Here is a 14,746-nt window from a genome sequence, read left to right as displayed (position 1 = left end):
AAAAAACCGCCAAAAGCCATATTCTAATACAAACTACGTATCTTCGAGTTTGATGACCTGTAGAGGCATTTTTTCTGTCGATTGTAACCCCCAAAGCAATGTTGATTGCAGTAGATATTGGTAACTCTAATGTGGTATTGGGTATTTATCAAGCCGCCACTTGGACACACACGCTACGCCTCGAAAGCGCCCGCGAAGCCTCTGCCCTGTCGTTTAGTTTGCAAATTGCAGACTATCTTTTGGAGCAAAACCTAAGCGCTGGGCAAGCCAGTGGTCTCATTATCAGCAGTGTAGTGCCAGACCTTACTCCCTTGGTTCGGCAGGCCTGCGAGCAGGTGTTCCAACGCCCCGCCACAATGCTCAATGCAGCTTTGTATGAGCGGCTGAAGCTGCCCATCTTGCGCCCACACGAAATCGGTGCCGACTTGGTAGCCAATGCGGTAGCTGCTTTTGACAAATACCGACAAACGTGTATTATCATTGATTTTGGCACTGCCTTGACTTTTACTACCCTCAACGACCAAGGTAGTATCGTGGGGGTTTCGATTGCCCCGGGGCTCAAAACTGCCATCCACGCCCTCTACCAAAATACGGCTCAGCTGCCCGAAGTGCCGTTGGAGCTGCCCGAAACGGTTTTAGGCCTCAATACCACCCACGCCATTCAGGCCGGTGTGATGTTGGGGTATGTCGGAATGGTAGAGAAGATGATAGAGCGCATCCGGCGCGAACTCAACCGCAATTGCCGTGTGGTCGTAACCGGAGGACTGTCTTTTGTGATGCGCCCGCTGGCCTATCTGTTTGATGATATTGTGCCACACCTTACCCTCGACGGCCTCCGCCTTTTGTACGAGAAAAGCGAGCAGCAGCCCGATTGATTTTCCGCTTATCATACAAGCCCCCGTCTTTTGGCAGCCCAATAGGTAGTGCCAATCACAAACCCCACTACTGTGATAGAGCTGATGGGCATCAATATCGCAGCCACAATAGGGGATAAATTACCCGTTACGGCTATTGATACGCCCACCAAGTTGTAGGCCAGCGAAAGCGCCAAACTACTGCGGATGATGCGCGCTGTATCCTTACTGTACCGTAAGATAGTAGGCAACTGGGGGAGCATTTGTGCGTCCAGAATTGCATCGCAGGCCGGCGAGAAGGCCGTAGTGTCTTCTGTGATAGCAATCCCGACATTGCTTTGGCGCAGAGCGCCGGCATCGTTTAGGCCGTCGCCAATCATCACTACAGTATTTTGGGGTGCTGCTTGTAGTGCTTGGATATAGGTCAGTTTATCTTGTGGTGATTGCTCGAAATGCATCTGATCAGGGGCGAAATACGGTGTCAGCCTATCGCGCTCGTGGTCGTTATCGCCCGAAAGCAAAGCACATTCGTAGGATGATAAGGCCTGCATCATTTCTCCCAACCCTTGGCGGTAATGATGTTGAATAGCAAAATAGCCCCAAGCTTGTCCGTTTTCGCCCACATACACCCGCGATTCATTGGGGGCGGCGGCAGGGCTTTCAGCACCTACAAAGGCCGCCGCCCCTATCCGATAACACTGCCCCCCAAGGTATGCTTCGATTCCTTTGCCGGTATGCTCCTGATAATGTTCACAACCTAGGTAGTCGGGCAGTGTACCCAGTGCTTTGCCTAGTTCAGTAGCGACCATCCGGCTGAGCGGGTGTGTCGATTGTTGGGTGAGATAGGCCAATACCTGCTGTTGAGCGCGGCTCAGGGGCGCCCCTTCATAGCGGATATGCTGTTTGCGCGTTTGGGTGATGGTACCGGTTTTGTCAAATACGAGGTGAGTGGCCTTGGCCAAATAATGCAGTACTTCAGGTTGGCGGAGGTAGCAGCGGGCGTGCCCCAAAAGGCGCATCGCATTCCCCAAAGCATAGGGGGTAGCCAGCGCTAGCGCACAAGGGCAGGCAATGATGAGCACCGCCGTAAAAGTCTGCCACATTCGTCCGGCATCGGCCCAATACCAGTACAGCGCCGTCAGGGTGGCAATGCTGAGGGTAATGAGGGTAAAGTACTGGCTGAGGCGCTCCAGCCTCAGGTCGGGCAGGGCTTTGGGCTGACGGAAGGCTTCATTGTTCCAGAGTTGGGTCAGATAGCTTTGCGCCACCTCTTTTTGTACGGCTAGGGTGATGGCCGCCGCAGCTTGTCGTCCGCCTGCGTAGAGGTAGTCGCCCTGTTGCTTGTGGATAAGCTGTGCTTCGCCGGTTACGAAGCTGTAATCTATGGCTGCTTCGGCGCTTAGCAATATACCATCTGCCGGAATCAGCTCTTGGTTGCGCACTTGGATGACATTCCCCTTTTTGAGCGTGGTGATGGTTTGGTACTCCCAAGAGCCGTCAGGCTGTTGTACTTGGATGGCCAGTGGGAAGTAGGCCTTGTAGTCGCGCTCAAAAGAGAGGTGCTCGAAAGTCATTTGCTGCACCCAGCGGCCTACGAGTAAGAAGAACACTAGGCTAGCCAATGAATCGAGATAACCCATTCCGGTAAGGGTAAGGATTTCGTAGGTGCTGCGCCCAAACAAGGCCATAATGCCCACAGCGATGGGTACATCCAGATTGACTTTGCGTATTTTGAGTGCCTGATAGGCCGAAACAAAGTAATCAGAGGCCGCATACAAGACGATGGGCAGCGCCAACAAAATGCTCAAGTAGCCAAACCATTGCTTGTATTGCCCGTCGAGCCAGTCGTTGAGGGCCAGATATTCGGGAAAGCTAAAAAGCATAATGTTTCCGAAGCAGAATCCGGCAATTCCGATTTTGTAGAGTAGTTGGGCGTATTGTTGTCGCTTTTGCCGTTTTTCGCCGTGCTCCAGACTGATGTCGGGGGGGTATCCTAAGGCGGCCAACTGCTCGACTAGTTGGCGCAGCGATACGGTATCAGCACGAAATACGAGCGCGACCGTTCGTTTGGTAAAATTGACCCGTGCAGACTGTACTCCGGCGCGGATGCCGGGCAGGTGCTCTACCAGCCAAATGCAGGCGCTGCAATGCATCGTGGGTAGGTGCAGGGTGATATGCTGCCAAGTACCGTCATCGAAGCTGATGAGCTGACGCGCCAGCGCCTCATTGTCCAGAAAGGCATAGCGCTCACCCCAAGCGCCGCCGGCTTGCTTGGTGCCCGGGTTGGGGCTGAGATCGTAATAGGTACAGAGGTCTTTTTGGGCTAATATTTCGTATACCGTCTGGCAGCCATGACAGCAAAAAGTTTTCTCATCAAAATGACGGACTTCTTGAGGCGCACAGGCATCCCCACAGTGGTAACAAGTAGCTTGAGCAACAGTATCGGGGGCAGATTTGGTGGTATCCATAAGCAAATGCAGACAAAGCAGTGGTAATTGTTAGCAAAAATGCACTGCTTCAGGCGCGATACCTATGATTTTTGTCAGCTTTTGAAGGAAGTGTTACTGTTCAGAATATCTCAAAGAATCAACTTGTTCAAATAAATAGTGCGGTCTTCGATACTAAACCACGAGAAATACTCTTGCCCACCTTCGGCAATGATGACCACATTACCCAAAAAAGAATTGCTCCATTCTTCATTGTTGATAATAAGGCGGTTGTTGCCGCTATTGTCAGTATAGCTGATAGCCCAGTTTTTACAGCCTTTCCCTACCAATACATCAGGTGCTTGTTTGACAGCCCCTAGGTTGAAAGGCCCTAGGCTTCGCCCATCCGAAAAGTGTAGGGCATAGCTCCCACCGCCACGGTTACTCAACAAAACCCAGTCTTCGCTTTTGGGGGCAAACTTGACATATTCCACATTCTCAAACAGACCTATAAGGTCTTTGTCATTGATAATGAGTGAGTCTTGTTTGCCCTGTCCTTGTTTGATGATGGCCACTGTCTGGCGTGATTCGCTCAAAAAATACTTTTCTACATTGGTGGAAAACCCTTTTTCGCCTTTGAAATAAAAATCACTTTGTTCGCCTAGAAGATAATTGAATCGGTTGAAGGCCTTCCCAAAGCTGACTTGCTTGGGGTAATCTGCATAGGGACCATAAAGCTCGTCGTTGGCCAAAAAATAAATTTGTCCTTCGTGCCGTACTGGCATACCATAGTTTACCCCTTCGGCCAAAATATTTGCAGCTTCCTTGGTGTACCCCGGCATCAAGAGGCTAAAAGACCCTACTTCGCCTTGATTGGTAACGACTGTAAAGGCATCGTTAGTTTTCTTGACAGTCATCACCCAGCGATTACCATCTCCTTCTAGAAATTTAAAGTCAAGGATTTGTAAAAAAGGCCCTACCTCGCTACGGTCGTGGGTAAAGAAGAGCTTATACTCTCCGGGTTTGTTGCTGTAGGCAATGGCGCAAATATCGCCTTTGTGGTTGAGATAGCAGTTTTTGAGGCTTTTATAAGGCCCATATTCCTTGCCATTGTATTTGACGATTGAGTTGCCCGTGAGCATATCGTAGAGCAAATACGCCCAAGCCCCCTGTGACATTTTAAGCTCTAGGGGGTATTGTGGTTCTTTGTGTCTGCCGATACGTTCGCCGTTGACGACAATATCCGAAACTTCGCCCTTGGAGTCAATAAATCCCCAACCCCAGCGCGAAAATACGGGTTTATCCACCACTGGGCGGTCATAAGGACCATACGATTTGCCCTGTATATGGTATGTGCGGCTTGTTCTGTTGCTAGTAAGCTTGGCTGTTACGACAATGTAGCCCAATTCGTCTTGATAAACGCCCAGTGAGTTTTCGTTATATGCGAGTTGTTCTTCGGCACTCAGGGTGTATATTTTCTCTTTCTTGAGCGTTTCTTGTGCATATAGCAGGTTGTTTATCCAAAGGCTTAGCCCCAACAGCCATAAAATCTTCAGTAAAGGGTTCATTCAGTGCTGTATGCTTGGTTGCAGTGTTTAGTTTCGCAAATATTGTTCTATTTTGACAAAAAACTGAAAAAAAGCGACTCACTTTGCGATAAAACCCTCCTGATGTGATTGTGAGACGATTTGGCCGCCTTTGAGCGCAATAACGTGTTGGGCTTTTTCGGCGAGCTCGGGGTCGTGTGTAACGAGGATGAGTGTTGTTTGATGGCTTTGGTTTAGCTCAAAAAGCAAGGCTTCGATAGCTTGCCCGGTTTCGGTATCTAGGTTGCCGGTGGGTTCATCCGCAAACAAGATTTGGGGCTGGTTGGCAAAAGCCCTCGCCAAGGCTACACGCTGCTGCTCACCGCCAGAGAGCTGTACAGGATAATGACGTTGGCGGGCGCTTAGGCCTACTTTGTCGAGCCATTCGGCGGCCTGACGGCGGGCATTGGGCTTGCGGTTTAGCTCCAGCGGAATCATCACATTTTCGAGCGCCGTAAGGGTAGGAATCAGCTGAAAGTTTTGAAACACAAATCCGACATGACGGTTGCGGACAGCAGTTCGTGCTTCTTCGCCTAGGCGGTGTAGCGGGTGGTCGAGTAGGTAAATTTCCCCCTCGGTGGCGCTGTCTAAGCCAGCACACAAACCCAACAAGGTGGTTTTGCCGCTGCCCGAAGGGCCTATAATCGCGCAGACTTCCCCTGTGGCAATCTCAAAACTAATACGGTCGAGCACGGCCAACTGGCCATAACGCTGGGATAGATTCTTGACAGTGAGCATATTTCTTGGATCAGTAAGTAAGCAGTAGTTTTTAGGAAAAAAGTGAAGTACGGAGTATATAAACATCCTTATAACGCAAGCCAAGACACTTGGTTTATATAAACGAGTCAGAATTTGGACAAAGTATATAGGCGCTCTGTTCCTTACAAAGCTAGACTTTTGCCGAAGAAGCTACAAGCCAAGCAGTTTTTATGTGGGAATATGATAAGGTTCTTGGCTTCTTTTTACGAAAAAAACTAACTTTGCACTTGATAGTTCAAAAGCATTCTGCATTATTATAACATATGTCAAACCTCGTAACCAAAGTCGTAACCAAACTATTTGGTTCTAAATATGAGCGCGACCTCAAACGCTTGCTTCCTTACGTAACCAAGGTAAACCAGGAGTGGGCAACATTACAATCTATCAGCCCTGACGAACTACGCCAGCGCTCCGCCGACTTGCGGGCGCATATTGCTGACCAGCTACAAAGTATCGATACTCAAATTAGCGACCTACAAGCTCAAGCAGCCGAATCCACTGATTTGAGTACTAAGGAAGCTATTTTTGCACAAATAGATAGCTTAGAAGATAAGCGTAATGAACGCCTCGAAGAGGTTTTGATAGATATTTTGCCTAAGGCTTTTGCTATTGTCAAAGAAACGGCCCGCCGTTTTAAAGAAAATAAACAGCTTCGAGTACAGGCCAATATGCATGACCGGCAGATAGCTGCTCGGAAGGCCAATGTCGAAATCAATGGTGAAACAGCCATCTGGCACAACAGCTGGCAGGCAGCAGGCAATACCGTTACTTGGGATATGCTTCATTATGATGTGCAAATCATCGGTGGAGTTGTATTACATGAAGGTAAAATAGCCGAAATGGCCACCGGAGAAGGCAAAACGCTCGTCGCTACCTTACCCGCATTCCTCAACGCCCTCGCAGGCAGAGGGGTACACATCGTTACGGTAAACGACTACTTGGCCAAACGTGACTCTGAGTGGATGGCTCCTATCTTTGAATTCCACGGAATGATCGTAGACTGTATCGATAAGTATGAGCCCAACTCTGAAGAACGAAAAGCAGCCTATCGTGCCGATATTACTTATGGGACGAATAACGAATTTGGCTTTGACTACCTGCGCGACAATATGGCCAGGGAGATAGACCAAATCGTGCAGCGCCGTCATCACTATGCTATGATTGATGAGGTAGACTCAGTATTGATTGATGATGCCCGAACACCGCTGATTATCTCCGGCCCTATCCCAAGAGGCGACGAACACGAGTACTATGAGCTAAAACCACGTATCCAACGGGTGGTTGAAGAGCAGAAAAAAGTAGTACAAAACTTCCTTAGCGAAGCCAAACGCCTCGTCAAAGAAGGGAAGGAAAAAGATGCAGGCTTGCCGCTGTTCCGCGCCTTCCGTGGATTGCCCAAAAACAAACCACTGATTAAGTTCTTGAGCGAACCCGGCATGCGGACAATGATGCAGAAGGTAGAAAACTACTACCTACAAGACAATGCCCGCCAAATGCCCGAGGCAGACCAACCGCTCTATTTTACAATAGACGAAAAAAATAACCAAATAGACCTTACCGAAAAAGGACTCGAGTTTATCACTGGCAATAGTGAAGACCCAAGCTTCTTTATCTTGCCTGATATTGGGGTAGAAATTAACAATATCGAAGAAAAGGCAGACTTGAGCGAAGAAGAAAAGCTCGCCCAAAAAGAAGCGGTCATCAATGACTATAGCATCAAAGCACAGCGTATCCACGCCGTCAACCAGCTACTAAAAGCCTATGCGCTCTTCGAACGAGAGGTGGATTATATCATCGTCGACGGCAAAGTCAAAATTGTAGACGAGCAGACAGGCCGTGTGATGGAAGGCCGCCGCTACTCTGATGGGCTACACCAAGCCCTAGAGGCCAAGGAAAACGTCAAAATCGAAGACGCAACCCAAACCTACGCGACTATTACGCTCCAAAACTACTTCCGAATGTATCATAAACTGTCTGGTATGACTGGTACTGCCGAAACGGAAGCCTCAGAGTTTTGGGAAATCTACAAACTCGATGTTACGGTCATCCCGACCAATGTGCCCATTGCCCGCAAAGACGAGCAAGATTTGGTCTTCAAAACCATCCGCGAGAAATTCAACGCCGTTGCTGAGGAAGTCGTGCGCCTAACCGAACAAGGCCGCCCTGTATTGGTAGGGACTACCTCGGTCGAGATTTCGGAATTGCTCAGCCGTATGCTGACTATCCGCAAAATCAAACACCAAGTCCTCAACGCCAAGCTTCACCAAAAAGAAGCCGAAATTGTGGCCGAAGCTGGTAAGCCCGGTACCGTAACCATCGCTACCAATATGGCTGGTCGTGGTACAGACATCAAGCTTACTCCTGAGTCAAAATCTGCCGGAGGCTTGGCCATCATCGGTACCGAGCGCCACGAATCACGCCGCGTAGACCGACAGCTCCGAGGTCGCTCAGGCCGCCAAGGCGACCCCGGTAGCTCGCAGTTTTTTGTCAGCCTTGAAGACGATCTCATGCGCCGTTTTGGCTCCGACCGTATCGCCAAGTTTATGGACCGCATGGGCTTCCAAGAAGGAGAAGTTATTCAACATTCGATGATTACCAAGTCTATCGAACGTGCACAGAAAAAAGTAGAAGAAAATAACTTCGGTATTCGTAAGCGTCTTTTGGAGTATGATGATGTCATGAACGCCCAGCGCGAGATTGTCTACAAACGCCGCCATACCGCCCTCCACGGCGAGCGCCTTGAAGTCGATATCCTCAATATGTTGTATCAAACCAGTGAAGATATTGCCCAAGGCTACCAAGGTGAAGATGCTTATGAAAGCTTCAAACTGGCTGTTTATACCAACCTAGGTATAGAACTGCCCGTAAGCCTAGAGCAATTTTCCAAAGTATCTGCCGAGCAACTGACCGACCTGCTCTATCAAGGAGCGCTTCGTAGCTATAAGGCCAAAAATGACCGTATCGCGGAGCAAATTTTGCCAATCTTGGAAGATATTCGCCAAGAAAAGGGAGCGGTAGTCGAAGAAATTGTCGTGCCGTTTACGGACGGGAAACGCCAAATCAATGTGGCTGCCAACCTACAAAAAGCTTGCGAAACCCAAGGGCAGCACTTGATCAAGTCGATGGAGAAAAATATTACCCTCGCCTTGATAGACCAACTCTGGAAAGAACACCTCCGTGAGATGGACGACCTCAAGCAGTCGGTACAAATGGCTGTTCATGAGCAAAAAGACCCGCTCTTGGTCTATAAGTTTGAGGCCTTCCAGTTGTTTAGCAGCTTTGTGTCTAACCTCAACCGGCAGACGGTCAGCTTCTTACTCAAGGCCGATGTGCCCCGTGTAGAGCCTAACCAAATGAGCGAGGCTCGCCCTACTCCACGTCGCCAACAGCCCAAGCTGCGCGAAAACAAACCAGAGTTTGGAGGCAATACCCCTAGTGCACCCCTGCCTACCGCCCCTATGCCAGAGCGCATTGCCGAGCCAATCAAATCTGATAAAACTATCGGGCGCAACGACAAAGTAACTGTACAATACACCGACGGCAGCATCAAGAAAGATGTCAAATACAAAACCGTTGAGCAGGATTTGAAAAACAACCGCTGCGTCATCATTGATTAATACATCAGTCGCTCCACACCATTTTTCAACAATCAAAAGGTGTGGAGCTTTTTCCTATGCTTATGAAAAATTTGCGTTTGTGGCCTCTGTGGAGCCTGATGGCCCTACTTGCGGCCTGTACTCCCAAGGGCTTGCCCAAGGCAACAACAGTAAACGACTATCGGGAAGATCTTGCCCAACACCGGGTGCAATACCCTTATAGCCCCGAAACCTTTGAAGGCAACCCTCAAACCATCACCATCAGCCTGCCCGCTGATACTACGGGCTTTGAACTGAGTATTACCCAACGCCTTCATAAGGTATTGGATACCAAGCCTGTACGCTATGTAGCCCCTATTTCTACCGGAACTTTCGACGGCTACCGCATACAAATCTATCGAGGCCGCAGCCGCGAAGAAGCCGAACGCGCCAAGGCTTCCTCATACCGCATCTTCCCCAAAATGTCCGCGTATATGACCTATAGCGCGCCCAACTATCGCGTAAAAGTAGGAGACTTCTTAGAGCAGACAGAGTATATCAAGTACTACAATCGCCTCAAACAAGAGTTCCCTACGGCAATGATAGTGCCTGATAAGGTACAGATTGTAGTGGTGAATGACCCCAACAAACAGAAAAAAACTACCGAAGAGAAAAAGAAAAGCGAAGAAGAGGAAGAGTATGAAGAATATGAAGAGTTTGACAAGCCATAGGCTAATCTTGTAGGTGGAAGGACAATCTTACAACAAAACTAGTGGTACTTAGCAACTTTTTGCAGCATTAAACAGTAGTACAGGTAGGCAACTGACAAGACCCCATGAAACCGGAACAAAAGACACCCAATCACTTGCTCAGAGAGCACCTCAACCTCAAAAAATACCGCGTAGTCGGTAGAGAGTTAGAAATGCTTGTAGACCCTAGCGTTTGGCAGCCTTATAGCGCCACCGAAATGCTCAATTTTTTGTACACCCACCAATACCTAGACCACCTCGGCGGCAAAACTGTACTCGATATGGGTACTGGTACGGGCATTATCGGAATCGCATGCGCGCTTTTGGGAGCCAAACAAATCACCTTGACAGACTACTGCCAGCCCGCAGTCCAAATTGCTAAGGTCAACGCCCGTCTCAATGGCTTCAAAGATGCAGAAAGCATACAAAGCGACCGCTTTCAGGCCTTAGAAGGCAAGACCTTTGATCTCATCATCTCCAACCCCCCTGTGCAGCCTTGGCTCTTTACAGACCTTGACAACGAGCAAGAGCGCATCAGTAGTGCTGCTTGGAACGAAGCCGGAGCCGACGGCCGTCTAGTGCTTGATGCGCTGATCCAAGAAGCACAACAGTACCTCAATATCGGCGGTAAAATGATTACTTCTTGCTCCAGCCGCCACGGACACCGCCGTACGATAGAGCTATTCAATAAACACTGGGGGCTAGAATGGACTCATATCTATACCTACGAACACGCTATCGACCCTAGCTACCATCAGCCTTATATGGATACGTGGCTTTTTTTGCAAGAAATGGATCTTGACTTGCGTGTGTACCAAAAAGATGCCAATGGACGTAAGTTTGCTACTCAAAAGGACTTTGATGGCTATTCTTTTATTATCACGACAGTGGTGATTGAGGGGGAAGAAGTTGCCGTAAAGTTTATGCAAACAGAAGATGGTTGGGCCATGCTCGATGCCGATAACCAACTCATCCGGCTTTGCCCACCCAATGACCCAGACCTGCCCGGAGCGCCAATAGACCAACATTGGTACTACCTCTATTACCTCATCGAAGCAACCAACTATCCTTCTATCATTCATCATATCGATGAAGAAGAGGATATGGTTAGTGAATTTTCGGATGATTTCTGGCAGGAGTTTCTTCGTAACTTCCCGCTCGATACCCAAGATTTATTCCCCCCATCTGACGAGACCACTCCCTAAAACCACAACTAGGGTGATTGGAGGACTATTTTTTGATAAAAGGCATTGTTTGTCAATGCGATGCGTTCTCAAATCAAACAACCCCTTGGTACACAAAACAAAAAACAGCCTCACCAAAGGCAGGGCTGTTTTTGAGAACAACAAAAAAATACAAATCGAGTTTTTCAGATTTCAGTCGGGCTTAGAATTGCTCCTCTTCCGTAGAACCTTTCATCGCTACGGTAGAAGCTTCGCCTTGCTGAACAGTGTTTTGAACGGCATCGAAGTAGCCTGTTCCTACAAACGCTTGGTGTTTTACAGCCTTGAATCCTTGGCTTTGTAACGCAAACTCACGTTGTTGTAGGGCAGAGTATCCGGCCATACCGCGTGCCTTGTAAGCGCTAGCCAACTCAAACATGCTGGTGTTGAGCGCGTGGAAACCGGCAAGGGTAATGAATTGGAACTTGTAGCCTAGGTCGCCTAGCTCTTCACGGAAGCGCTCCATTTTGTCTTCGGTCATGTGTGAAGCCCAGTTGAACGAAGGCGAGCAGTTGTAGGCCAACATTTGCTCAGGATATTTTTCGTGGATGGCTTGGGCAAATTCACGCGCCTCGCCGATATCAGGCTTAGAGGTTTCCATCCAGAGCAAGTCAGCATAAGGTGCATATGACAGGCCTCGGTCGATGGCTTGCTCCACGCCATTGCGCACATAGTAGAAGCCTTCAGCAGTGCGTTCCCCGATGATAAACTTAGCGTCGCGTGGGTCGATGTCACTTGTGATGAGGTTGGCCGCATCGGCATCTGTACGAGCCACCAAAAGGGTAGGCACACCCATTACGTCGGCAGCTAGACGTGCAGCAACCAATTTATTTACAGCCTCTTGTGTAGGCACGAGTACTTTTCCGCCTAAGTGGCCACATTTTTTGGCTGAAGAGAGTTGGTCTTCAAAGTGAACTCCAGCAGCTCCAGCACGAATCATTCCCTTCATCAACTCAAAAGCATTGAGGTTGCCACCAAAGCCTGCCTCAGCATCGGCCATAATGGGGGCGAGCCAGTAGATATCGCCATCGCCAGCTACGCTCTGAATCTCATCCGCACGCAAAAGGGCGTTGTTGATGCGCTCTACTACTTTGGGCACAGAATCGGCAGGATAAAGGCTTTGGTCGGGGTACATCATCCCAGCCAAGTTGGCATCGGCAGCTACCTGCCAGCCGCTGAGGTAGATAGATTCTAGGCCGGCCTGTACTTGTTGTACGGCTTGGTTGCCGGTCATGGCACCTAGGGCAGCCACATATTTACGTGTCTGGAGTAGGTTCCACAGACGCTCAGCACCTAGGCGTGCAATGGTATATTCAATACGGAAAGAACCTTGCAAACGAACCACCTCTTCAGCAGTGTAGGGGCGGGTAATTCCTTTCCAACGAGGATTTGTTGCCCAATCCTTGTTTATTTGATTGATTTTTTCAATCTTTGTCATGGTTTTGTAATTTTATAAGTCAAAATTGGTTTATATCAAGTTGTAGGTGGTTTTGCTGCCTACAACTTTCGTCTATCTGGGGGTTTTGTAGAATGCGATTTTAGGTTTTTAGGCCAAATACTCATACGCTTTGAGCGTGAGAAAATCCTCGAAGCTATCGTGCATGACCAGCTCATCAAATAGCCTGGTGGCTAGCTCGAACTGCCCGTTTTGGTAGCGTGCTTCACCCACATAAGCCTTTATTTTTTCTAGCTCTTCGGGGAGCAGCGCTTTGTAGAGCGCCGTATTGACTTCGCGCCCGTCGTCGAGCGTTACGCCTTTGTTGTGTATCCACTGCCATACCTGAGCGCGGGAGATTTCGGCAGTAGCCGCATCTTCCATCAGGTTATAGAGCGCTGCAGCGCCTATGCCGTTGAGCCAAGATTCGATATAAAGAATCCCTACATTGATATTCATTCTGAGACCGGCTTCGGTAATCTTACCTCCCTCTATCTGGAAGTTGATCAAGTCGGTGGCGCTGATTTGGTAATCGGCGCTGAAGGTTTCGTCTTTTTGGTTGGGGCGTTGCCCAAAAGTGCGGTCAAACACTTCCATCGCTACCGGTACTAGGTCGGGATGTGCCACCCAAGTTCCGTCAAATCCGGTAGAGGCTTCCAGTTCTTTATCGGCCTTTACCTTGGCAAAAGCCTGTCGGTTGACCTCCTCGTCCTTGCGGCTCGGGATAAAGGCTGCCATCCCGCCTATGGCGTGGACATTGCGCTTGTGGCAAGTCTTCACTAATAGTTTGGCATAGGCCCGCATAAAGGGCACTTGCATAGTTACTTGTGCGCGGTCAGGGAAAATACGGTCGGGGTAGGTAATGAATTTTTTGATGGCACTGAAGATATAATCCCAGCGTCCGGCATTGAGTCCGGCCATATGCTCCCGCAACTCATAGATAATCTCCTCCATCTCAAAAGCAGCCAAGATAGTTTCTATCAATACCGTAGCTTTGATAGTACCCTGTGGTACTTGGAGGGTGTCTTGTGCAAATACAAATACATCGTTCCAGAGGCGGGCTTCGAGATGGCTCTCTAGTTTGGGTAGGTAGAAATAGGGCGCAGTTCCGTTTTGAAGCAGTTGATGTGCATTGTGGAAGAAGTAAAGGCCGAAGTCCATCAAGCTACCCGATACTGGCTCGCCGTCGATGAATAAGCCTTTGTCCTCAAGATGCCAGCCACGGGGGCGTACTTTCAAGACGGCAGTTTTTTCGTTCAGCTTATAGGTCTTACCTTGTTCGTTGGTAAAGTCTATCTGACGGCGAATGGCATCATAGAGGTTGACTTGTCCTTCGATACAATTGGCACGAGTAGGCGCGTTAGAGTCCTCAAAATCGGCCATAAATACCTTAGCTCCAGAGTTGAGTGCATTAATAATCATCTTGCGGTCTACCGGGCCGGTGATTTCAGTACGACGGTCTTGGAGGTCAGCCAATACATCGGCGGCTTTCCAGTCGTCGTTGCGCACCTGTGCCGTTTCGGGCAGAAAGTCGGGTAGTTGGCCGGCAGCAATAGCTTCTTGACGGGCAATGCGTGCTTTTAGTAATTCTTTGCGTCGGGCGTTGAAGCGACGTTGTAAGTTCGCTACAAAGTTGAGCGCCTCAGGAGTTAGTATATGTTGGTAGGCGGGCTTGGTTTCGCCTGTCAAAATCACACCTTGTATAACAGTAGTAGACATAAGCAGAGAGGTTTTTAGATACTCGATGGCACTATGTTGATAATGCTTGCTTGATGAAACAAACATACGTAAGCGAAATTTTATTGTCAAGCGAAATTTCGCTAAAAAAGAATTTATGCCTCTAATTTTTGTCAAAACAGTATGATATCGGGTTGAAATTGCACTTTTGGTGTAAAAATATGGATACACTGCTTCCAAATAACATTTCGACTTCTGAGACTTTATTGTGCTTTTTAGAGGATGAGTACCTGTTTTGTAGGATAAGATTTGGGGGAGTGGGCGAAGAAGGATTGTCTGCGACTGGTGCGGTCTTGTTCTATGACAAACCTCACTGGGCATACAAAAGCCTGAAGGCTATCATACAAGCCCTCAGGTGATGGATGTGAGTTACTGATTACAAACTCACGACTAGAAATCACC

Annotated in this window: 9 protein-coding genes; 4 read left to right on the top strand and 5 right to left on the bottom strand. The window is 48.8% G+C overall.

Annotated features, from left to right (window positions below; genetic code table 11):
* Positions 1 to 98 precede the first annotated feature (98 nt).
* Positions 99 to 875, top strand: a complete 777-nt coding sequence (locus G499_RS0116995; protein WP_027000926.1) for a type III pantothenate kinase — start codon at positions 99 to 101, stop codon at positions 873 to 875.
* 11 nt (positions 876 to 886) lie between these two features.
* Here the strand turns inward: G499_RS0116995 and G499_RS20570 are convergent, their stop codons facing one another.
* From G499_RS20570 to G499_RS0116980, 3 genes are all read right to left on the bottom strand, one after another.
* The gene (locus G499_RS20570) at positions 887 to 3,322 is read right to left on the bottom strand and encodes a heavy metal translocating P-type ATPase (RefSeq protein ID WP_051296357.1); all 2,436 of its coding nucleotides are present in this window, start codon (positions 3,320 to 3,322) and stop codon (positions 887 to 889) included.
* A gap of 110 nt (positions 3,323 to 3,432) precedes the next feature.
* The gene (locus G499_RS0116985; RefSeq protein ID WP_027000925.1) at positions 3,433 to 4,848 is read right to left on the bottom strand and encodes a hypothetical protein; all 1,416 of its coding nucleotides are present in this window, start codon (positions 4,846 to 4,848) and stop codon (positions 3,433 to 3,435) included.
* Between the two features lie 78 nt (positions 4,849 to 4,926).
* Positions 4,927 to 5,604, bottom strand: coding sequence for an ABC transporter ATP-binding protein (locus tag G499_RS0116980; RefSeq protein WP_027000924.1), 678 nt, complete (start codon positions 5,602 to 5,604; stop codon positions 4,927 to 4,929).
* A 284-nt stretch (positions 5,605 to 5,888) separates the two neighbouring features.
* Here G499_RS0116980 and secA point away from each other — a divergent pair, with 284 nt between their 5' ends.
* The 3 genes from secA (at position 5,889) to G499_RS21335 (ending at position 11,154) form a co-directional block, all read left to right on the top strand.
* Positions 5,889 to 9,242, top strand: a complete 3,354-nt coding sequence (secA, locus tag G499_RS0116975) for a preprotein translocase subunit SecA (RefSeq protein ID WP_027000923.1) — start codon at positions 5,889 to 5,891, stop codon at positions 9,240 to 9,242.
* 62 nt (positions 9,243 to 9,304) lie between these two features.
* Positions 9,305 to 9,931: an SPOR domain-containing protein gene (locus G499_RS21340; RefSeq protein ID WP_051296356.1), complete on the top strand. Its 627-nt coding sequence runs from the start codon at positions 9,305 to 9,307 to the stop codon at positions 9,929 to 9,931.
* 104 nt (positions 9,932 to 10,035) lie between these two features.
* Positions 10,036 to 11,154, top strand: coding sequence for a methyltransferase (locus tag G499_RS21335; RefSeq protein WP_051296355.1), 1,119 nt, complete (start codon positions 10,036 to 10,038; stop codon positions 11,152 to 11,154).
* A 181-nt stretch (positions 11,155 to 11,335) separates the two neighbouring features.
* Here the strand turns inward: G499_RS21335 and aceA are convergent, their stop codons facing one another.
* Positions 11,336 to 12,610 carry an isocitrate lyase gene (gene aceA, locus G499_RS0116960; RefSeq protein WP_027000922.1) on the bottom strand — a complete coding sequence of 425 codons (1,275 nt, stop codon included), beginning with the start codon at positions 12,608 to 12,610 and terminating at the stop codon, positions 11,336 to 11,338.
* A 108-nt stretch (positions 12,611 to 12,718) separates the two neighbouring features.
* The gene (gene aceB / locus G499_RS0116955; RefSeq protein WP_211231639.1) at positions 12,719 to 14,326 is read right to left on the bottom strand and encodes a malate synthase A; all 1,608 of its coding nucleotides are present in this window, start codon (positions 14,324 to 14,326) and stop codon (positions 12,719 to 12,721) included.
* Positions 14,327 to 14,746 lie beyond the last annotated feature (420 nt).

It is taken from the genome of Eisenibacter elegans DSM 3317, from assembly GCF_000430505.1.
GTDB lineage: Bacteria > Bacteroidota > Bacteroidia > Cytophagales > Microscillaceae > Eisenibacter > Eisenibacter elegans.
The sequence above is the reverse complement of the archived record's forward strand: the minus strand, read 5'-3'. Positions and strand labels throughout refer to the sequence as shown.

Coding starts and splice junctions, on each gene's coding strand:
- G499_RS0116995 (WP_027000926.1), top strand. CDS start 99: ATGTTGATTGCAGTAGATATTGGTAACTCTAATGTGGTATTGGGTATT.
- G499_RS20570 (WP_051296357.1), bottom strand. CDS start 3,322: ATGGATACCACCAAATCTGCCCCCGATACTGTTGCTCAAGCTACTTGT.
- G499_RS0116985 (WP_027000925.1), bottom strand. CDS start 4,848: ATGAACCCTTTACTGAAGATTTTATGGCTGTTGGGGCTAAGCCTTTGG.
- G499_RS0116980 (WP_027000924.1), bottom strand. CDS start 5,604: ATGCTCACTGTCAAGAATCTATCCCAGCGTTATGGCCAGTTGGCCGTG.
- secA (WP_027000923.1), top strand. CDS start 5,889: ATGTCAAACCTCGTAACCAAAGTCGTAACCAAACTATTTGGTTCTAAA.
- G499_RS21340 (WP_051296356.1), top strand. CDS start 9,305: ATGAAAAATTTGCGTTTGTGGCCTCTGTGGAGCCTGATGGCCCTACTT.
- G499_RS21335 (WP_051296355.1), top strand. CDS start 10,036: ATGAAACCGGAACAAAAGACACCCAATCACTTGCTCAGAGAGCACCTC.
- aceA (WP_027000922.1), bottom strand. CDS start 12,610: ATGACAAAGATTGAAAAAATCAATCAAATAAACAAGGATTGGGCAACA.
- aceB (WP_211231639.1), bottom strand. CDS start 14,326: ATGTCTACTACTGTTATACAAGGTGTGATTTTGACAGGCGAAACCAAG.